Consider the following 19,656-nt stretch of genomic DNA (forward strand, 5'->3'; position numbering starts at 1 on the left):
GTGATAAAACTATTCACCCATCGCTTGTTTTACGGTTTTAAGTGCTCGGCGGCTAATGGTGAGAGGTTCATCATAATGTCGCACTCTTAAATGATGACCACTTGACACAGAGCAATGAAGGCTCTGTATATGCAGCTTATTAACCAAGGTATTACGATGAATACGCAATAATTGTTGTGAGTACGTACTTTCAAGCTGTTTCAAGCTATGCTCGATAATAGCTTCACCGCCAACAAAAATGAGTCGCGTATATTTTTGCTCTGCAACACAGCACACCACATCGTCGATATTGACTCGGCGCATAGCACCCGCTAACTGATAAGTGATATGTGAATGAACAGGCCTATTAACTTGTGTACGATTTAGTTTGCTAAGTTGCAGTAAGGTTTTTGTAAGTGCTTGCTCGGTTACAGGTTTTACTAAATAGCCATCTACCGCTAACTCAAATGCTTCTAGAGCATGTTCAGAATGGGCCGTTAAAAACACCACAGCCGGAGGTATAGCAAGCAGCTTTAATGCCTTTGCGACCTCTAAGCCGCTTAATTTTGGCATATTAATATCTAATAACACGATATCTGGTTGCAACTCTTTACACAGCTTTACCGCCTGCTCACCATTGTCTGCATCGCCAACAACATGGTAGTTAGGATGCATGGTTAATAAACGCCTAACACGTGCCCGAGCGAGCGGTTCATCGTCAACAATCAAAACATTGCTCATGTAATTTCCTGCCTTGGAATAACGAGTTTAGCTCTAAACTCACTATCGCGATGTGTGGTGGTTAGCTTGGCGCGATAGTGATAAAACAGCGCCAACCTTTGGCGAATGTTTTCAAGTGCCATGCCATTGCCAGCGCGGCGCTGCTCTGCATTTTCAACCACAGGATTAATAATAATAAACGTATAGCTTTTATCGGTTATATGCATCTCTATGGTAATTTTTGTGCCCTCAGAAGCCGGTTCAAGGCCATAATACACCGCGTTCTCAATAATAGGCTGTATCGTTAGACACGGAATTTCAACGTCTGGGACGCACGCTGGCATCTGCCAATTAACCGTTAATCGCTCGCCATAACGCCAACGCTCAAGTGCAATATATTGCTCACATAATATCAGCTCGTCTTGCAAAGAAATCGCTTTACCGCTTTTCATTGCAGCTTGTGATAACGCAGCTAAAGCCAAAATAGCTTGCTCGGCGGCTTCGGCATCATAATGCGTTAGCTCGGCAGCTGTGTTCAAGCTATTGAATAAAAAGTGTGGACGAATACGTGCTTGTAACGCATCTAACTCAGCATGCGCTAATGCTTTGGTTTGTAGCTCTTTTTGGTTTTGTATAACAACAAATTGACTAAATAATGCCGCCACTAAAAAGATTATGAGTACATTACTCGCGATAAAATAGCCTGCTGATTCAATATAATAAATATCTGCAAAGAGAGATAATACAGCCACACTGTAAAAACACGTTGATAGCAATAATGAAATAGTCAGGATAAGTAGTTGGAAATTATTAGAACAGCGTGCCAAGTATTTTCTAAAAATATACAGTGCGGCAACACTTGTCAGAAAGATTAAGTGCAAAAAGAAACTGAAAATGGCAAGACGAAGCCATACATCGCCTTCGGTTGCAGGGGCAAACGCTAGTAAAATAGCAATAACTTGACTTACCACGAGTGTAGCAAGCACACCTCGGGATTGAAAAAGAGCCGCAATCAACAAGCCGTTTTGATTTGGCTGTGTGCTCATGGGCTCTCCTAGTATCTGTTGTTAACTACTCGTTTAGATTAGCGTAGCTCAACAGGAACGGCAAATACTATATTCTCTTCTTCGCCAGGGTTTTCAACAACTTGGTTTCCACCCAATTCTTTTAGACGAGTAATTACTTGCTGCACTAACACTTCTGGTGCAGATGCGCCCGCAGTAACCCCTACGGCATTGACGTTGTTAAACCAATCAGCTTCAACGTTACTTGCATCATCAATTAAATACGCTTTAGTGCCCATTTTATCTGCAAGTTCACGTAAACGATTTGAGTTTGAGCTATTCTTAGCTCCCACAACCAGTAACACATCAACTTTATCTGCTAAGTCACGCACCGCATCTTGACGGTTTTGTGTCGCATAACATATATCATCTTTACGCGGACCATCAATTGCAGGAAACTTTGTACGTAAAGCATCAATAACATCGGCAGTGTCATCAACCGACAAGGTTGTTTGACTGCAATAAAATAAATTGTCAGGATTTTTAACCGTCAGATTTGCAACATCTTCCGGTGTTTCTACTAAGTAGATCCCCCCTGCTTCGTTATTATATTGCCCCATGGTGCCTTCTACTTCAGGGTGACCATGATGACCTATTAAAATGCACTCGATGCCTTTACGGCTCGCGCGCGTTACTTCCATATGTACTTTGGTAACTAGCGGACAGGTTGCATCGAAAACTTTTAATTCACGACGCTTAGCCTCACTGCGTACCGCTTGAGATACACCGTGAGCACTAAAAATAACAATGCTGTCATCAGGAACTTGATCAAGTTCTTCAACGAATACAGCACCGCGGTTTTTAAGACCGTCTACTACATAGCGGTTATGCACCACTTCGTGTCGCACATAAATAGGCTTTTCAAAGATATCTAGTGCTCGCTCAACGATACTGATTGCGCGGTCAACACCTGCACAAAAACCACGTGGGTTAGCTAATAAAATATCCATTACCCTGTTACCTCTAAAATATCGACTTCAAAGGTTAAACGCTGGCCAGCAAGTGGATGATTGAAATCAATCGTTACAGACTCACCTTGTACCTCACGGACAAGTCCTGGTAATTCAGTGCCATCAGGTTGAGTGAAGGCAATAATGTTCCCCACCTCAGCTGGAGTGTCAGCGCCAAACTTACTGCGGTCTACATAGTAAATATTATCTGGGTTTGGTTGCCCAAAGGCATCTTCAGGTTCAAGTTCAAATGACTTACTCTCGCCTGCGGCTAGGCCTAACAAACACTTTTCAAAGTTGGCGGTTAGACTACCATCGCCCATTCTTAATTTTGCCGGCTTATTGTGCACCTTCGTCGAATCAGCTGCTGAGCCATCTTCTAATTTAATTGAGAAATGGAAGATCACTTCAGACTTTTCACCAATTACTGCTTGGCTCATGCTTTTTGCTCCTTAGGACTTTCGCCTGTAAAGGCATCATATAAAAGTAATGCTGCACCGATACAAATTGCACTGTCGGCAATATTGAATGCTGGGAAGTGCCAATTTTCATAATACACATGCAAAAAGTCTATGACATAACCATAAACAATACGATCGTATAAATTACCAATCGCACCCGCGAGTACAAGTGCATACGCAGAGCACAACACCTTATTGCTGGCAGGTAAACGTTTTAACCACCATGTTAAAAGCACACTAATAACCACAGCAATTAAGCTTAAAAACCAGCGTTGCCAACCACCAGCATCACTTAAAAAGCTGAAGGCAGCACCATAGTTATGCACATAGGTAAAATTAAAGAATGGCAAAATTTCAATAGATTCTTTGTAGGTCATAGTATTTACAACAAGTGTTTTTGTCGCATGGTCTACTACTAAAAGTAGTAGACTCAGCCATAACCATACTAAGCCACTTTTTCCGGCTAGTTTGCTCACAAACAACTCCTATGCGAACTGACGTTGTTCACCGTCGCCATCAACATTGCTAACACAACGGCCACATATTTCAGGATGAGCAGGCTCAGCACCTACATCATCACAGTAATGCCAACAACGTTCACATTTTTCTGCCGTTGTTGCTGTAACGTTGATGAACAAGCCATCAATTTCAGTTGCTTGGCTACCTTGTGGTTGTTCAGTAACCGTTTCAACAGTGACACCAGAAGTTAATAATACAAAGCGTAATTCATCACCTAATGCGGCAAGTTTTGAACTTAACGCTTCAGTTGCATAAATACTGACATTTGCTTGTAAAGTCGCACCAATGATGTCTTCTTTACGCGCCGCTTCTAATACGCGGTTCACTTCATCACGTACATTCAGAATTGTGAGCCAATCATCGTTACTGAACTTACCTTGCGTAGAGGCTTTAAGCCCATCGTACCACACTGATGTGAATACAAATTTATCACGTTCGCCCGGTAATGCTTCCCAAATCTCTTGTGCAGTGAAGCTTAAGATTGGTGCCATCCAACGCGTCATTGCTTCTGCAATGTGATAAAGCGCTGTTTGACATGAGCGGCGTGCATGGCTATCGCTTTTCGCTGTGTATTGACGGTCTTTGATTACATCTAAGTAGAATGAACCAAGCTCACCCGTACAGAAATTCATTAATTTTTGCGTTACAAGTAACATTTGGTACTTGTCGTAAGCAGCTAAAATTTCATCTTGTAACTCGGCAGCACGACCAACAATCCAGCGGTCTAGTTCAACCATATCGTCGATAGCAACATGATCTGTTTTTGGATCAAAACCATTTAAGTTAGCAAGTAAGTAACGGCTCGTGTTACGAATACGACGGTAACGATCTGCCGAGCGCTTGAAGATTTCATCCGAAACCGTCATCTCTGCAGTAAAGTCAGTTGATGCAACCCATAAGCGAAGAATATCAGCACCCAGCTTGTTCATCACATTTTGCGGTGAAATAACATTACCCAGTGACTTAGACATCTTACGGCCGTTTTCATCAACGGTGAAGCCGTGCGTTAACACTTGCTTGTAAGGTGCATGGCCATTAATTGCAACCGATGTCATCATTGACGACATAAACCAACCACGATGTTGGTCAGACCCTTCAAGGTAAAGATCTGCTGGGCCCGTCAAGTCTTCACGTGCATCAACAACACACGCGTGAGTCACACCTGAATCAAACCAAACATCTAAGGTATCTTGTACTTTCATGTACTGATCAGCGTCATCACCAAGTAATGTTGCGGGGTCTAAATCGTACCACGCTTGAATACCTGATTTTTCAACTAGCTTAGCCGCTTCTTCGATTAATGCTTGCGTATTCGGGTGTAACGCCCCTGTGTCTTTATCAACAAACAACGCAATAGGTACACCCCATGTACGCTGACGTGAAATACACCAATCAGGTCGGCCTTCAACCATGTTCGCAATGCGGCTTTCACCCCACTCAGGTAACCACTCTGTCTTTTTGATTTCACTCAATGAATCTTGACGAAGGTTCGCTTGATCCATGCTTACAAACCATTGTGGTGTCGCACGGAAGATGATTGGCGTTTTATGACGCCAGCAATGTGGGTAACTATGATTGAGTGCATGATGATGCAACAGCGCGTTATTTTCTGTTAATACATCAATAACACTCGCGTTGGCTTTAAATACATGTTGACCTGCAAACAGTGGCGTATCAGGTAAATAAACACCATTTGCACCCACCGGGTTTGCTACTTCTAAACCATATGCAAGACCAGCCGCGAAATCTTCTTGACCATGACCAGGTGCAGTGTGAACAACCCCCGTACCCGAATCTGTCGTTACGTGATCAGCAACAATCACAGGCACTGTAAAGTCATAAAAAGGGTGAGCAACGTGTAAGTTTTCTAAGGCAGCACCTTTAACATAACCCAGTACATGGTAATGATTGAAACCGTAACGATCCATCGCATCTTTAACGAGTTCAGAGCCTAAGATCAAACGCTGTTGCGCGCCCTCGTCATCAACTTGAACTAATGCATACTCAAGCTTCTCATGAACAGCCACTGCGCGGTTGGCAGGAAGTGTCCACGGTGTAGTTGTCCAGATAACAGTGCTTACAGCGCCTGTACCTTGATGACCATCGGCAAGTTCAAATGCGTTAATAACGGCATCTTGATCTGCAAACTCAAAGCGTACGTCGATAGCAGGTGATTGTTTGTCTTGGTACTCAACTTCTGCTTCAGCAAGTGCTGAACCACAATCTGTACACCAATGAACCGGTTTAGCACCTTTGTGTAAATGACCATTTTTAATAATACGGCCTAATACACGGATTGCATTCGCTTCAAAGTCAAAGTTCATGGTCAGGTAAGGCTTGTCCCAATCACCAAATACCCCTAAGCGTTTAAAGTCTGTTTTTTGACCTTCAACTTGCTTTTTAGCATATTCGCGACATTTTTCACGAAACTCAGCCGCTGACACTTTAACACCAGGCTTGCCAACTTTCTTTTCAACCATTAATTCAATAGGTAGACCATGGCAGTCCCAACCAGGCACATAAGGTGCATCAAAGTCAGACAAGGTTTTTGACTTAACAATAATGTCTTTAAGAATTTTGTTTACAGAGTGGCCTAAATGGATGTCACCGTTTGCATACGGAGGGCCGTCATGCAAAATGAAGGTTTTTTTACCTTTTTTAGCGCTGCGAATTTGACCATATAGATCGTCTTCATACCATGTTTTAAGCATAGTTGGTTCACGTTGTGCCAAATTGCCGCGCATTGGAAACGCTGTTTCCGGTAAATTCAAAGTATGTTTGTAGTCGCTCATTAATCCTACTTTCCGTATCGGCTACCTAATTTAAACCAAAACACTGCTTAGCGGCGGTTACATCATCTGCAATCTGCGCCGTCAGTTGTGTTAATGTCTCGAATTTTTTCTCATCGCGAAGCTTTTTTACAAGCTCCACATGCATAAATTGTCCGTAAATGTCCTGCGCAAAGTTAAAAAGGTGAACTTCTAATAATGCGCGTGTCCCGTTAAATGTGGGTTTGTTGCCAATATTTGCAACCCCAAACAGCTGTTCATTGCCAACGGTCGCTTTCACCGCAAATACGCCATTTACTGGGCATACTTGACGTTTCAAGGCAATATTTGCCGTTCTAAAACCAAGCTCACGGCCTTTTGCCCAACCGTGAATAACACGTCCAGAAATCGCATACCCATGACCCAGCATCGTTTTAGCCTCTTCTAATTGCCCTGCTGCTAGCGCATGGCGGATTAGTGTGCTACTTACTCTGTCATTAAGACGACGAAAGCTGGCCGTACTTTTAACATCTATATTCAGCGCTGCACCCATATTTTTTAGCAACGCAAAGTCACCACTGCGACGTTTTCCAAAACAAAAATCATCACCGACAGTGAGCGCTTTCACGCCGAGCTTATCAACCAAGACTTCGTTAACAAACTGCTCTGCTTCCATGTTAGCAAACTGCTGATTAAAACTAATACAAATTACGCGTTCAACACCCAGCTCTGCTAACAATCGAAGCTTATCACGCAAACGTGTCAATCGAGCGGGTGCGTTATCTTTAGCAAAAAACTCTTGTGGCTGAGGCTCAAATAACATAACAGTGCTGGGTAACTGATGTTTTTGCGCATCAAGTAGCAAGCCTTTAATCACTTCAGCATGGCCTAAATGCACACCATCAAAGTTCCCAATCGTTAACACGCAACCATAGTGTTGTGCGCGAATATTATGAATACCTCTAATTAACTCCATGCCACCTATTTGCCTTTGTCAGCACGCCCAAAACATGTTCATCGGGCTTGAAGCGCCGATTATAATCTTTTTTTTAGTTGGATTCAGTAGTTGCAACACTTTTTATCGTATTTAGTCGTATTCCTAAAATAAAGAGCACAACAAAGTATACCAATACAGCCAGCACAAGCAGCCCTGCCAACAACATAACTTGTTCACTAAAGTGCCAGCTTCGCCATGCAAAGTGCTGACCTGCATACCATACCGCAGTCGCCATCAAAATACTCGAAAACAAACACTTAAATGTAAAACCGACGCTCATTGAAGAAAACTGATAAACCCCTTCTTTGCGTAACTGCCGATAAAGTAAAAACGCGTTACAGCTGGCCGACATAGACGTGGCTAAAGCTAACCCTAAATAACCAATAAAAGGCGCTAACATGATGTTAAATACCATGTTTAGAACCAAGGTTTTTATGCCTATTTTCACGGGGGTTTTAGTGTCTTGTCGCGAGTAAAAACCAGGCGCTAACACCTTGATTAACATAAAACTGACTAACCCTACCGAGTACGCCATCACGCCATAACTAACCGCTTGAACGTGATCAATTTCACCGTCTTGAAACGCACCATGGTCAAAAAGCACCGTGATGATCAACGGGCTTATCACCATTAAACCAAACATGGCTGGTAAACCTAAGAAAATAACAAATCGCACCCCCCAATCAAGCGTATGCTGAAAATCAAGCGTGCTTTTCGTACTATGTAGTTTAGACAGTGCCGGTAAAATCACTGTTGCAATACCAATACCGAATAACCCAAGAGGGAACTCTATCAATCTGTCTGAATAGTAAAGCCACGCAATAGAGCCTGTCATAAGCATTGAGGCAATCATGGTATCGAGCAATAAATTAATTTGACTAATCGATACACCAAACAAGGCCGGTAACATCAACTTTCGTACTTTCACGACATTTTCGTCTTGCCACCCCCACTTAGGTCGGCTCAACATGCCCGCTCGATACAAAAATGGCAGCTGAAAAATCAGTTGCACCAAGCCACCAATGAACACCCCTATTGCTAATGCATAAGCACCTACTGCAAATTTATCATGCAGAAAAATAGCACAGGCAATAATTGAAATATTCAATAATACAGGGGTAAATGCGGCCACGGCAAAGCGGTTATACACATTCATTACTGCGCCACTAAGAGCAACAAGACTCACAAAAAACAAGTACGGAAACGTGAGCTTTAATAACGCACTCGCTAATTCGAACTTAGCGGCATCCTCTCCCCCTTGCCACCAATCAATAAACCAGCCAGTACCAAATAAAGCGGCAATCACTGGCGAGGCTATCACACCAAATAAAGTGACGAGCAGCAAAATTGTGCCCAAAGTGCCCGCAGCCTGCGCGACAAAGAGTCTAACCTTGTCGTCACCTTGCTGCTCTTTTATTTCAGACAATACGGGCACAAATGCCTGTGCAAATGCGCCTTCGGCAAATAGACGTCGTAAAAAGTTAGGGATTCTATTAGCAAATAAAAACACATCAGCTGCCGCACTTGCACCCAGCAAGTTAGCAACAACCGCATCGCGAACTAACCCTAAAATACGCGAAATCATCGTCATCGCACTGACAATCATCCCGGAACGAAATAATCCTTTTGCCACCTTAAACCTATTATCAAAAAACCTTTAAGATGGGCGATTATGCCTAAAATATCTCTAAAGCACTAGGCTCGGACACGACGCTTTGTTACAATGGCGATATTAACTGCTAAAGCGGCAAATTGATGTTCGTTATAAGGAGCAGTTTTTCTTGAGCTGTCAAAAATTCATTGACATTCATGATAAAAACAGGCATATTCCACGGCCTTTAAATTAAGCTTATTTTAAGATTGTTAGGAGCAAACCTTGGCTAACATCAAGTCTGCAAAAAAACGCGCTATCACGAGCGAAAAAAATCGTCAACATAACGCAAGCCGTCGTTCAATGATGCGCACTTACTTCAAAAAAGTAGTTGCTGCAATTGAAGCGGGCGACAAAGAAGCTGCACAAGCAGCATTTGCTGTTGCAACACCTATCCTAGACCGTTACGCAACTAAAGGTCTAATCCACAAAAACAAAGCAGCTCGTCATAAGAGCCGTTTAGCAGCTAAAATCAAAGCGCTATAATTTGTTTTTGAAAGATATAAAAAAACCGGCTTTTGCCGGTTTTTTTTTACCTGAAATTTGACGTTACACAATTTCCAGCTCTGGGTAGAACTTTTTCAACATTGCCGCAATTTTCTTCGGTGTAAACGGCTTAACAACAAACCCTTTAGCGCCTTTATCAATTGCATCTTTCACATTTTCAACTGTTGAATGGGCTGACACCATCACCACATTCGCCTCTGGTGAAATGTCGTTAATATGAGAAATAATTTCTTTACCATCGCCATCTGGCAATTCAATATCTAAAAAAATGATATTAAACTCTTTCTCTTTACATTCACTTAAACACTGCGCAGCCGTTGAAGCCTCACGCACGTCATCAATCCCCAAGTGCATGAGCGTTTGATTTAAAAAGCTACGGACTGTTCCCACATCGTCAACAATAAGAATTGAAAGCTGCGTATCCATACTATTCCTCTTAAGCAATAAAGGTTCACACTAATTGAATGTAACTCTGTGACGCAATAAGACAATCAGTGTTATATGATCTGAATTTGACTATTATATCAAAAACTTCGTTATAATCTCATTATAGAGAGCTATGTATAAAAGGCCAGATAAGCTTTATGTCTAATAAAATAAAAAAACAATCGCTGTTAGGTAAAACACCAGCACGAAAAAAACCAACATCGACAACAAAACGACGACCTGCAAACCCGCAACGTGTCCCCCCCCAAACGGTGCAGCAGGCTGGCGCCTCCGAACCGGTTAAAAAAAGTGCAAGCCGTTGGTATGCAATTGCCGCTGTTGTATTAATTATGCTAATTACGCCCAAGCCCGTTCTCATTACCTATGAAAAACTAGGGATGGTATCTCAAAGCGTGTATTGGCCAGGTGTTTTTGGCTTCGGGGCAAACCTCTTTGACTCAACCCTTATACCCCGTGCAGACCTTAGCCGTAATGTGATTTACTTATGCCAAGATAAACGCGACCCTGCGAGCTGCCAAAAATACCGTGTAACAGAGCAAAGCGGTTTTTTTGCGGCAATGAAAAAGCTAATAATGGATTAAAAAATCTAATCTGAAAATAAAAAATTACTTGGTTGAAAGCTGTGTAAAAGATCACCATAATGGCGCTCCTTTTTCAACACAGACACTATTAGATACGACCATGCTAAACGAGCTAGATTGGCTTTTAAACTTTACGTTACTTGCACTAGGATTAGGTGCTTTTTTTATTAATCAGTTAACCTTATTGCGTTTTGCTGCTATTAGCGCGTGTAGTTTATTATTTTTATCGTTTAGTTTAGATCTGATGTCATCAAGTGTGATCTCAAATATGAGCTTAGTGTTGATCAACACATTTTATTTATTCAAGGTCTACACTTTTGGCCAATTGAATATTAATCAAGGTTAATCTTCTCCCAAGATTATTTGATAGAACACTTTAACGCTTCTATCATCCTTTACGCCCAAACATCGCTATGTTTGGGCTTTTTTTTACTTACAATATGACTGAACTGAGATACCATATATTCCGTATAAAGATATTTTAGAGGTGCCTTATGTCATTAAACGACTTCGACTTATTTCTCTCTTCTATGGAAGATGTAAAGCCTCTCAAGCACGATACTGTAAAACTCGATACCACCAAGCAAGGCCCTTCTCTGTCACAACAAGAAAAACGTAAAGCCGCTGAGTCTGATCTCGCAATCGATGAAAACTACCTTCGCAGTGAGTTCGTTGAATTACTTGATCCACACGCAGTTTTAGCGTTCAAGAAAGATGGCGTTCAAGCCCAAGTTTATAAAAATCTTCGCTTAGCGAAATATCAGCTTGATGCAACCCTAGATTTGCATGGACAGGCACTCCAACATGCCCGTAGCACCTTATTCAATTTTATTAATGATTGCCACCTGCGCAATATTCGCGTGGTGTTAATTCGCCATGGAATTGGTATTAAAAATAAATCAAAACCGGGTATCTTAAAAAGCTACACCAATAAGTGGCTACAAGAAATACCCGCTGTACTTGCGTTTCACAGCGCACTTAAGCAGCATGGTGGCAACGGTGCTACCTATGTAATGATCAAAAAGTCAGATGAGAAAAAGCACGAGAATAGAGAGCGCCATTCTAAGAGAAGTTAATAACATAATTTAGATGTAATCAGGTGCAACGCTCACTTTGCGAAGCACCTCTTAAAACGTTATGATTGACTTTGTACAATTTCTGGTACGTCAACACCTGCAGCATTGGCTTGATTAAACCATGCAGATATACCTAATACGATTACAGACACCACCACTAAGCTAAGTTTTGCCCCACCTTGATTAGATTTCATAACACCTCTTATTATTATTGTTGTTGGTTTATTGTCCACCAACAGCATAGCAAAGTTACAGATGTTAACAAGCTGTTTAATAAAATAATTTATTAGATGTCAATAACCTTTTGTTCTATCAACCAGATTTACTAGCCATTCCCCATTTAGTAATCTTTTTACATTACCTGCAATTTGTTCAGTTACCGTGTTTATATCCGATAAAGCAGCACAATGAGGAGTGAGTGTAATTTTATCATGAGACCAAAATGGGTGCCCTTCAGGTAAAGGCTCTTCAGCGAACACATCAAGCGTTGCGCCACGTAAGGAATTGTTATCTAAAGCCGCCAGCAAATCGGCGTCAACGACATGCTTACCACGGGCGACATTAATGAGCACCGCATGATTTTGCAGCTTACTTAATAATGCAGCATCAATAATGCCTGTAGTATGTTGATTAAGAGGCAACAAACACACCAAGTAGTCAACCTGTTTTAGCATTGTATTCAAGCCATTTTCTGTATGGTAACAAGTAACCTGTTGTTCTTGTTTTTCGCTATTTGACCATGCACTTACCGTAAAACCATTCGCCACTAAACGTTTGGCACATGCCTTTCCAAGCTCACCATAGCCTAAAATACCCACATGCTGATGTGCATAGGCTCGTTTGGGTTTCCATGCTCCTTGTGATTGTTTTAAAAAATATTCTTTCAATCTTAATTTTTGCGCTAATACATGGGTCAACACATATTCAGCCATATCGCTGGCAAGGGCCTCGTCGACAATACGTACCACAGGAACAGAGGGTGCAATCGCCGTTAAGTCAATGCTGTCTACGCCTGCACCAAACGACGACACAGCTTTTAAATTAGGGAGTTTCGCCCATAAGTCTGCAGGCGCATTCCACGCCAATACAAATTCAACGGCGCTATAATCTGTACATTCTGACCACAACTGTACTTCCACTTCGGGTAATAAAGTACGTAATCGTTCAATTAATTGACTGCAATCTCGGCCAGTGATTGCCACAAGTAAAATCATTTTGTTCTCCGCTTATCGTTAGCGCTCTTTAAAAAGTCACACAACTGCAACTTAACTGTCACAGCGAGCTTTTACCCTACTTATATCGCTAGATGCGTTTAAGATTGAGGTGTGTATGATCAGTGTTGATAAAGTAATAGAAGCAAATTTACCACAGTTAGAAAATTCACCAAAAGTAAAAGGGTTGGTAAAAAAGGGGTTAGGCTATTTATTACATGAACAAGAGTTTGTTGCCTTTGGCGATGCCTACCCTCACTTACAGGGACTCGAGTTTGTTGAGCAAGTACTCGATGAACTTGACTTTGATACACGTTACAAACCAAAACAAATGGAACACATCCCCAGTGAGGGCCATGTTGTTATTGTTGCGAACCACCCAATTGGCTCGCTCGATGCATTAGCATTAATCAAAGTGCTATCCAGCATTAGACCCGACCTTAAAGTCGTTGCTAACCGCATGCTGATGTCAATCACGCCAATGCACTCATTGTTATTACCCGTCGACAACTTATCGGGGACAAGTAAAAAGAAAGAGCTGGCCAATATTCAACAGCATTTAAAATCAGAAGGCGCATTGTTAATATTTCCGGCTGGTGAAGTGTCACGACTAAGCCCTACAGGTATCAAAGATTGTAAGTGGAACAGCGGCTTTTTACGCATGGCAAAAAAAGCCAACGCGCCGATCTTGCCAATTTATATTAAAGCCAAAAACAGCCCACTATTTTATGGCACTTCGATGATCTACAAACCATTAGCAAGCTTGTTATTGGTCAAAGAAATGTTTAAACAACGACAAAAATCGTTAGAGTTTGAAATTGGTGCATCAATACCGCCTGAGTCATATTTAATTGAGAATTTAAAAGATAAAGAAATTGCGCAATTAATCAGAAAGCAGCTTTATCGCCTGATCACTAAAAAGCCATTACCTTTAAAAACACAAACGCCAATCGCAAGCCCAGAGGCCACTAAGGATTTAAAGAAAGCCATTGAACAGTGCGAACTGCTCGGTGAAACATCAGACGGAATGAAAATTTATCTTTATCAATATAGCGGTAGCTCTCCGATTTTTCGTGAACTCGGTCGTTTACGCGAAATAGCCTTTCGTGCTGTCGGTGAAGGCAGTGGTAAGCGACGTGATATTGATAAATACGATATGGATTATCAGCACCTCGTACTGTGGGATGCAAAACAACTGGAACTAGTTGGTGCATATCGTCTTGCGTGTGCAAAAGATATTATAGAAAAACATGGCCAAAAGGGACTGTATACCGATAGCTTATTTAGTTACAGCGACGAAATGGCGCCATATTTCGCACAAGGTATTGAGCTGGGTCGCAGTTTTGTACAGCCCAAATATTGGGGCAGAAAAAGCCTCGATTACTTATGGTTTGGTATTGGTGCATTTGTAAATAGGTACCCGCAATATCGCTATTTATTTGGTGCTGTTAGTGTATCAAATGCCTTACCTGAACAAGCAAAATCTTTACTCGTTCATTACTATCAGCATTATTACGGTGCGCAGCAAACATTAGCGATACCCAACAATGAATTTCGTCATACTGAACAACAGCGTGAACAATGTACTCAGTTATTTTCAGGAAATGATATTAAAGAGGATTTTGTAGAGCTGAAGCATATTCTGGCTAATATTGGCGCTCAAGTCCCCACTTTGTTTAAACAATATACCGAATTATGCGAACCCGGCGGCGTACAATTTCTCAGCTTTAGTATCGATCCTGAGTTTAATAATTGTATCGATGGTCTTGTACTGGTTGATCTTAATAAAGTAAAGGCCAGTAAAGCTAAACGCTATTTGGGCGAGTCTCGCTAAAACACACAGTGGATATCGGCCAATCGGCCGATTATCTAAGCTTTTTAGGTGTTAACATTGCTAAAGATATTAACCAACAGCTCGCTGTAAATTTTTTCAATGAGTTGTAAGTCGGCCACAGGAACATGTTCATTCACCTGATGAATAGTGTGGTTTCGCACACCACATTCAATTACTTGCGTATGCTCACTCGCAAAAAAACGGCCATCTGATGTACCACCGTGAGTGCTTAAGACTGGAAATGTGCCTGTTACTTGATGTATCGCCTGCTCAACCTGTTTGAGCAAACAGCCGCCTGATTTATGGGGGGTGTAATAAGACTCACATGGGCGCTCCCACTGCACCTGTAGGTGCTGCGAAAAGTCAGCCAAGGCAGCCTGAATTTCATTTTTTATATCGGTACTTTTATAGCCATGGCTGTAACGTACATTAAACGTTAATTCACACTGTGCAGGCACAAGATTATCGACCACATTGGCAATATTAATACCGGTTACTTGTAATGTCGTTTCTGAGCTTGGTTCATCTTTAAACCAGTTAATGGCGATGAGTCGCTTTACGACCTCTGCGCTAATATGTGCCGCATTCACGGTGTTCTCAGGATAAGCAACATGCCCCGCTTTCCCTTTTATAAATAAACGTGCAGAAAGCGCTCCGCGGCGACCATTTTTAATCGTATCACCAACATGCAAATGACTGGTTGGCTCACCCACGAGGCACCCATCCAGTATGACGCCTTGTTGAGCCAGTTTCTGTGCAATTAAAAGAGAACCATACTCGGCTTCGCCTTCTTCATCTGAGGTGATCAACCAATAAAAGGTTCCTCGCACGTTTTTGCGTTGTTGCAGCAGCGCCTGTGTTGCACATAACATGGCAGCTACACCGCCTTTCATATCTGCGGCGCCGCGTCCATACACAGCGCCATCAACAATGTCACCCGAAAACGCATCAACTTTCCAATCCCCCTGTGCAGCAGGAACAACATCAATATGCCCTGAGAAAGCCACTACAGGTCCATCACCAAATGAGACTTTAGCGATTAGATTCGTTACTTGATTATCGCTAAACACATCACACTCAAAACCAACCGTGGTTAATTTTTTTGCTAACCAATCAATCGCTCCTGCTTGTGCGGGTGTGACAGATTTAAATCGAATTAAGGTTTGTAAAACATCAACCACCTCATCATAGGCAGATAAATGTTGCTCAACGTGTGAATTTAGTACGCAGTTCATAATAACCCTAGCCACTGAGATAAGTAAGGGTATTACAGCGCGCTTTTATTACCGCAATGTGAAAGTGAAAGTAATGACTGTTCGCCATGCATTATCGTCATTTGCATTCATTAATAAGCCTACTTTGCACAGCACGTTACTGTTGCGAAAACCATGATGAATAATGCCCCTCTCTGCCAAGGAAGGGCACAATTGCAGGCCCTTTTTTAGTAATGATTAAGATGTACTAAATACAAATAAACAATAAAAAAGAGCGGCTATAGAGGTTCAAAAAACCGATAAAAGTCAATTACTTTTTTTCTGTTCTTGGTTAAAAACTTAATCTAAATCAAAAAAAAGCTTCACTTCGTTCAAACATTTTTGAAACTTTGATCTAGAACAGGTTTTAGCTGTGTCGACTCGGTAATAATAGCCTCAACCAAACAAGACAAGTAGTTCGTGGAGAACAGCATGAAAACTAAATTAAGCATTGCATTACTGACTTCATTATTAGCACTCTCTCCTGTTGCAAACGCTAACTTAAGCGTCAACGTCGGTGCGATTAATGTTAACCCTGATAACGACAGTTCAAAAATCAACGAAGCACCTACTTTAGGTTTACGTGGTGATGACAATACACAAGTGGGTATCACTATCGATTACGCATTTAATGATAATTGGGTACTTGAGTTAGTTGCAGCAACCCCATTTAGTCATGATGTTCAAGGCACGGGTGGCTTAGCAGGCAACAAGATTGCTGACATTAAACAATTACCACCGTCATTGATCGCGCAATATCACTTTTTAGATTCAACTTACAAATTCCGTCCATTTGTGGGTGTCGGTATCAACTATACAACGTTCTTTGATGAGCAGCCTTCAGCAGCGTTAAAAGCAACGCTGGGTACAAACGATGTAGAAGTAAAATTAGATGATTCATTTGGTTTTGCAGCACAAGCTGGTTTCAACTACATGATGAATGAAAACTGGGGTCTACACGGTATGGTTGCATTAATCGATATCGATACTGATGCAACCGTGTATGCAGATGGCGCAAAAGCACTCACATCAACGGTAGAAATCGATCCAGTTGTTACTATGCTTGGTGTTAAATACAAATTCTAACTTTCATTTTGTAAAAGCCCATACGCACAAAAAGGCCGCAAAGGCCTTTTTTATTGTCTTTTTATTCCTTTCTTCACAGCGCTAGTTGTATAAAATTAAAAGTAAAAATCTGCGAAGTATTAAATCTAAACTACACTTAACACTCGGTGCACAAACAAAGCACTAAAATTACAGTTTTGGTTATAAAAGTAGATGGCATGTTGCATTTATGAGGACAATATCTGAATTTTCAGAGTCAATGTTTGGTTGTTCCAATCTGTTAACGTCGATAGAATGCGTCCGCAGTAAATATTGCCCTAAAGAAATGTAAATAAAGTAAAAACGAGGATCATTTGTTTAAAGTAGTTGTGAGTTTTTTGCTTTTATTTGTTTGTCTTGGTTTAGCGGCATGCAAAGTAAAAGATCCAAATGAAGATAAACCTCAACAACAAAAGCAAGATGTGATCGACGCACGTGAATCACTTTTAACAGGCCATGCTAGTGTTTCGCTGACTGTCGTTAATGACGACTTAACTCCCTTAAGTAACATTCCGCTGACTATTGCAGAGCAACAATATACGACTGACAATAGTGGTCAGGTATTTATTGATAAGCTGGGTTACGGTAATCATGCCATTACAATTCAACAGAATGGTTACTTTACCAAAGTAGGTATTCTTGTAAATCACCCAAACTCGACAACCACACAAATCAAACTCCACGCCAAACCTGCAACGAGTAAAAGCCTGGTATTTGGGGGTGATTCAATGTTTGGACGTCGTTACTTAGACCCGAGTCTCGCAACAATGGGCACCACAATCCCCAATGTGAGTGACGCACTCATTCGTCCAGCGACAGCCGCAGCAGATAGCATCGCAATTACTAAAGATGTTGCTCCCCTGTTTAAATACGCAGATTTTGCTTCAGTCAATTTAGAGTCACCGATTACCAGTAACCCTGCTGTCGTTCATCCGACCAAAGAATTTAGCTTTTTTTCGTTACCTGATTCGTTACAAGGCTTAACAGAAATTGGGATTGATTACGTAGGACTTGGTAATAATCATATCTACGATTATTTACAAACAGGTTTAGAAGACACACTACTTGAAATATCAAACACAGGGCTGCTGTATAGTGGTGCAGGTCTTGATGAATTTGCTGCATTCAGCCCTATTACAGCACAGCTCGACACATTCAATTTAGTACTCTTTGCTGCTACATCAATTACCGGAAAAGAGCACGAATTTACTTACGTCACCGATGCAATGAAAGGCGGTGCTGCAGATTTAACAAATGCAGAGTATGTGCAAGAAACGCTTGAGAAAATACACCCAAGTAATTTTGTTATTGCGCAAATGCATGGTGGCGACGAATACACTTATTCTCCTTCGCGCTTTATTGCAAGTCGCTTAGATGATTTATCAACGCAAAATACCGACTTACTCATTGCTCACCACCCTCATGTAGCACAAGGTTTTGCGGTATATAATAATGTGCCTGCCATTTTAGGGTTAGGTAACCTCGTGTTTGATCAAGCTCGCCTCGATACCTTATTAGGGGTAACGGTGATGGTCGAATTAGACTCACAAACTCAAACCGTTCAGCGTGCATTTGCCTACCCTATCTTTATTGAAGATTACAAACCACGTTTTACAACGGGCTTTTTAAGTCACTATTTATTAAGGCGCCTAGCCGAATTTTCAGACGATAATATTACGCTTATCCCCCGCGATAATTATGCTGAGGTGTACTTTAAAAAAGCACACGCAACCAAACGCAATCACAAAGTCAGCGTTGAAGTAAATTCACAGACTCCTATCCTTGATTTACGTGAGTATGCTCCCTCTTCTGCCGCCTATCTATCGGCAATAGAAGTCACCAATGGCACTTTAAATGAGCTTACTTTTGGGCGAGATTTAATGGTCTTTGGGGACTTTGAAGATTGGGATAACGACAGCGAGGCATTTGAAATTAGCCGCTGGGATCATAGCAGTAATAGCGTTTTACCCTGCACTGAAAACCCGCACAATGGCATTCAAGCTTTATGCTCAACACGCGATGAGTTTGATAATACCCCCTCAATCATTCCCTTTAGACACACAATGCGTGTGATGGAGCTAACTGATGAAAATTTTCAACCAATGCTTAGCAAGCAGTTTTCTTTATTTGGTTACATTCAATCTGAAAACGGCGGCAAGCTAGAAAGCTTACTCACCTATACCACAGAGGTAGATGATCTGGCTTTTTCACAACATCAGGTCTTAATTAGTGAAGGTGGTGACAGAGCATGGCAATCCTTTAGTCACGATTTCACATTACCATCTGATGAATTTACATTAGGTCAAAAAAAACAACCACCTCGGGGTGTAAAACTACAATTTAGGCACTATGCTCCTAATAAGGGAGAGGCCATGACTCGCTTTGATGATATTGCGATGATTTCATGGCAAAAAAGCGTTGCACTGCAAAACAGTCAGTGGAACACAGATAAAATGCACGGATATGACTTTTTAAAGGTCTCTGTAAACGATACAGCAAGCTTAACACTCACTTTTACTTCACTTGATTAAGGA

19 protein-coding genes are annotated in these 19,656 nt (G+C 41.5%); 7 read left to right on the top strand and 12 right to left on the bottom strand.

Annotation, left to right across the window (positions count from 1 at the left end; all coding sequences use genetic code 11):
- Nucleotides 1-9: 9 nt before the first annotated feature.
- The 8 genes from H3302_RS10695 to murJ all read right to left on the bottom strand — a co-directional run bounded on the left by H3302_RS10695 (nt 10) and on the right by murJ (nt 9,049).
- Nucleotides 10-720: a LytTR family DNA-binding domain-containing protein gene (locus H3302_RS10695; RefSeq protein ID WP_036967053.1), complete on the bottom strand. Its 711-nt coding sequence runs from the start codon at nt 718-720 to the stop codon at nt 10-12.
- Complete coding sequence (locus tag H3302_RS10700) at nt 717-1,745, bottom strand: sensor histidine kinase (protein WP_036967049.1); 1,029 nt, start codon at nt 1,743-1,745, stop codon at nt 717-719. The genes H3302_RS10695 and H3302_RS10700 overlap by 4 nt, the downstream gene beginning before the upstream one ends.
- Before the next feature lie 38 nt (nt 1,746-1,783).
- Nucleotides 1,784-2,713: a 4-hydroxy-3-methylbut-2-enyl diphosphate reductase gene (ispH, locus tag H3302_RS10705; protein ID WP_036967044.1), complete on the bottom strand. Its 930-nt coding sequence runs from the start codon at nt 2,711-2,713 to the stop codon at nt 1,784-1,786.
- On the bottom strand, nt 2,713-3,153 hold the full coding sequence (gene fkpB / locus H3302_RS10710; RefSeq protein WP_036967041.1) for an FKBP-type peptidyl-prolyl cis-trans isomerase: 441 nt from the start codon (nt 3,151-3,153) through the stop codon (nt 2,713-2,715). Before fkpB ends, ispH begins: the two co-directional genes overlap by 1 nt.
- Entirely contained in the window at nt 3,150-3,650 is a 501-nt protein-coding gene (lspA, locus tag H3302_RS10715; protein WP_036967038.1) for a signal peptidase II, read from the bottom strand. Before lspA ends, fkpB begins: the two co-directional genes overlap by 4 nt.
- 9 nt (nt 3,651-3,659) lie before the next feature.
- Nucleotides 3,660-6,485, bottom strand: coding sequence for an isoleucine--tRNA ligase (gene ileS / locus H3302_RS10720; RefSeq protein WP_065978563.1), 2,826 nt, complete (start codon nt 6,483-6,485; stop codon nt 3,660-3,662).
- A gap of 25 nt (nt 6,486-6,510) precedes the next feature.
- Nucleotides 6,511-7,437 (bottom strand): bifunctional riboflavin kinase/FAD synthetase, encoded by a 927-nt coding sequence (gene ribF, locus H3302_RS10725; protein ID WP_065978564.1) that lies wholly within the window; start codon nt 7,435-7,437, stop codon nt 6,511-6,513.
- Between the two features lie 73 nt (nt 7,438-7,510).
- Entirely contained in the window at nt 7,511-9,049 is a 1,539-nt protein-coding gene (murJ, locus tag H3302_RS10730) for a murein biosynthesis integral membrane protein MurJ (RefSeq protein ID WP_036969136.1), read from the bottom strand.
- Nucleotides 9,050-9,334: 285 nt separating this feature from the next.
- Here murJ and rpsT point away from each other — a divergent pair, with 285 nt between their 5' ends.
- Complete coding sequence (gene rpsT, locus H3302_RS10735) at nt 9,335-9,595, top strand: 30S ribosomal protein S20 (protein WP_036967030.1); 261 nt, start codon at nt 9,335-9,337, stop codon at nt 9,593-9,595.
- A 63-nt stretch (nt 9,596-9,658) separates the two neighbouring features.
- Here the strand turns inward: rpsT and H3302_RS10740 are convergent, their stop codons facing one another.
- Nucleotides 9,659-10,042, bottom strand: a complete 384-nt coding sequence (locus H3302_RS10740) for a response regulator (RefSeq protein WP_036967027.1) — start codon at nt 10,040-10,042, stop codon at nt 9,659-9,661.
- A gap of 158 nt (nt 10,043-10,200) precedes the next feature.
- Here H3302_RS10740 and H3302_RS10745 point away from each other — a divergent pair, with 158 nt between their 5' ends.
- The 3 genes from H3302_RS10745 to smrA all read left to right on the top strand — a co-directional run bounded on the left by H3302_RS10745 (nt 10,201) and on the right by smrA (nt 11,720).
- Entirely contained in the window at nt 10,201-10,644 is a 444-nt protein-coding gene (locus tag H3302_RS10745; RefSeq protein WP_036967023.1) for a hypothetical protein, read from the top strand.
- A gap of 100 nt (nt 10,645-10,744) precedes the next feature.
- A complete protein-coding gene (locus H3302_RS10750) occupies nt 10,745-10,990 on the top strand; it encodes a hypothetical protein (RefSeq protein ID WP_036969134.1) in 246 nt (81 codons plus the stop codon).
- Between the two features lie 148 nt (nt 10,991-11,138).
- Nucleotides 11,139-11,720, top strand: coding sequence for a DNA endonuclease SmrA (smrA, locus tag H3302_RS10755; protein WP_036967020.1), 582 nt, complete (start codon nt 11,139-11,141; stop codon nt 11,718-11,720).
- A 59-nt stretch (nt 11,721-11,779) separates the two neighbouring features.
- On the opposite strand, the gene H3302_RS19920 is transcribed toward smrA, so the two are convergent.
- Together H3302_RS19920 and H3302_RS10760 are read right to left on the bottom strand one after the other, a co-directional pair.
- On the bottom strand, nt 11,780-11,914 hold the full coding sequence (locus tag H3302_RS19920; protein WP_036967016.1) for a hypothetical protein: 135 nt from the start codon (nt 11,912-11,914) through the stop codon (nt 11,780-11,782).
- Nucleotides 11,915-12,013: 99 nt separating this feature from the next.
- Nucleotides 12,014-12,934, bottom strand: coding sequence for a glyoxylate/hydroxypyruvate reductase A (locus H3302_RS10760; protein WP_074989546.1), 921 nt, complete (start codon nt 12,932-12,934; stop codon nt 12,014-12,016).
- Between the two features lie 115 nt (nt 12,935-13,049).
- Between H3302_RS10760 and H3302_RS10765 the strand changes: the two genes are divergently transcribed.
- Complete coding sequence (locus H3302_RS10765; protein WP_036967009.1) at nt 13,050-14,765, top strand: lysophospholipid acyltransferase family protein; 1,716 nt, start codon at nt 13,050-13,052, stop codon at nt 14,763-14,765.
- A 44-nt stretch (nt 14,766-14,809) separates the two neighbouring features.
- Here the strand turns inward: H3302_RS10765 and dapE are convergent, their stop codons facing one another.
- A complete protein-coding gene (gene dapE, locus H3302_RS10770) occupies nt 14,810-16,000 on the bottom strand; it encodes a succinyl-diaminopimelate desuccinylase (RefSeq protein WP_074989547.1) in 1,191 nt (396 codons plus the stop codon).
- Nucleotides 16,001-16,450: 450 nt separating this feature from the next.
- On the opposite strand from dapE, the gene H3302_RS10775 reads away from it, so the two are divergent.
- Both H3302_RS10775 and H3302_RS10780 read left to right on the top strand, forming a co-directional pair.
- Nucleotides 16,451-17,104 (top strand): OmpW family protein, encoded by a 654-nt coding sequence (locus H3302_RS10775; RefSeq protein ID WP_074989548.1) that lies wholly within the window; start codon nt 16,451-16,453, stop codon nt 17,102-17,104.
- Nucleotides 17,105-17,451: 347 nt separating this feature from the next.
- Nucleotides 17,452-19,653: a CapA family protein gene (locus H3302_RS10780; RefSeq protein WP_220469615.1), complete on the top strand. Its 2,202-nt coding sequence runs from the start codon at nt 17,452-17,454 to the stop codon at nt 19,651-19,653.
- Nucleotides 19,654-19,656: the final 3 nt, after the last annotated feature.

Source organism: Pseudoalteromonas sp. MT33b (genome assembly GCF_014117385.1).
GTDB lineage: Bacteria > Pseudomonadota > Gammaproteobacteria > Enterobacterales > Alteromonadaceae > Pseudoalteromonas > Pseudoalteromonas lipolytica.

Coding starts and splice junctions, on each gene's coding strand:
- H3302_RS10700 (WP_036967049.1), bottom strand. CDS start 1,745: ATGAGCACACAGCCAAATCAAAACGGCTTGTTGATTGCGGCTCTTTTT.
- H3302_RS10765 (WP_036967009.1), top strand. CDS start 13,050: ATGATCAGTGTTGATAAAGTAATAGAAGCAAATTTACCACAGTTAGAA.
- fkpB (WP_036967041.1), bottom strand. CDS start 3,153: ATGAGCCAAGCAGTAATTGGTGAAAAGTCTGAAGTGATCTTCCATTTC.
- ribF (WP_065978564.1), bottom strand. CDS start 7,437: ATGGAGTTAATTAGAGGTATTCATAATATTCGCGCACAACACTATGGT.
- H3302_RS10695 (WP_036967053.1), bottom strand. CDS start 720: ATGAGCAATGTTTTGATTGTTGACGATGAACCGCTCGCTCGGGCACGT.
- H3302_RS10775 (WP_074989548.1), top strand. CDS start 16,451: ATGAAAACTAAATTAAGCATTGCATTACTGACTTCATTATTAGCACTC.
- H3302_RS10740 (WP_036967027.1), bottom strand. CDS start 10,042: ATGGATACGCAGCTTTCAATTCTTATTGTTGACGATGTGGGAACAGTC.
- H3302_RS10745 (WP_036967023.1), top strand. CDS start 10,201: ATGTCTAATAAAATAAAAAAACAATCGCTGTTAGGTAAAACACCAGCA.
- murJ (WP_036969136.1), bottom strand. CDS start 9,049: ATGACGATGATTTCGCGTATTTTAGGGTTAGTTCGCGATGCGGTTGTT.
- dapE (WP_074989547.1), bottom strand. CDS start 16,000: ATGAACTGCGTACTAAATTCACACGTTGAGCAACATTTATCTGCCTAT.
- H3302_RS19920 (WP_036967016.1), bottom strand. CDS start 11,914: ATGAAATCTAATCAAGGTGGGGCAAAACTTAGCTTAGTGGTGGTGTCT.
- ispH (WP_036967044.1), bottom strand. CDS start 2,713: ATGGATATTTTATTAGCTAACCCACGTGGTTTTTGTGCAGGTGTTGAC.
- H3302_RS10750 (WP_036969134.1), top strand. CDS start 10,745: ATGCTAAACGAGCTAGATTGGCTTTTAAACTTTACGTTACTTGCACTA.
- H3302_RS10760 (WP_074989546.1), bottom strand. CDS start 12,934: ATGATTTTACTTGTGGCAATCACTGGCCGAGATTGCAGTCAATTAATT.
- ileS (WP_065978563.1), bottom strand. CDS start 6,485: ATGAGCGACTACAAACATACTTTGAATTTACCGGAAACAGCGTTTCCA.
- smrA (WP_036967020.1), top strand. CDS start 11,139: ATGTCATTAAACGACTTCGACTTATTTCTCTCTTCTATGGAAGATGTA.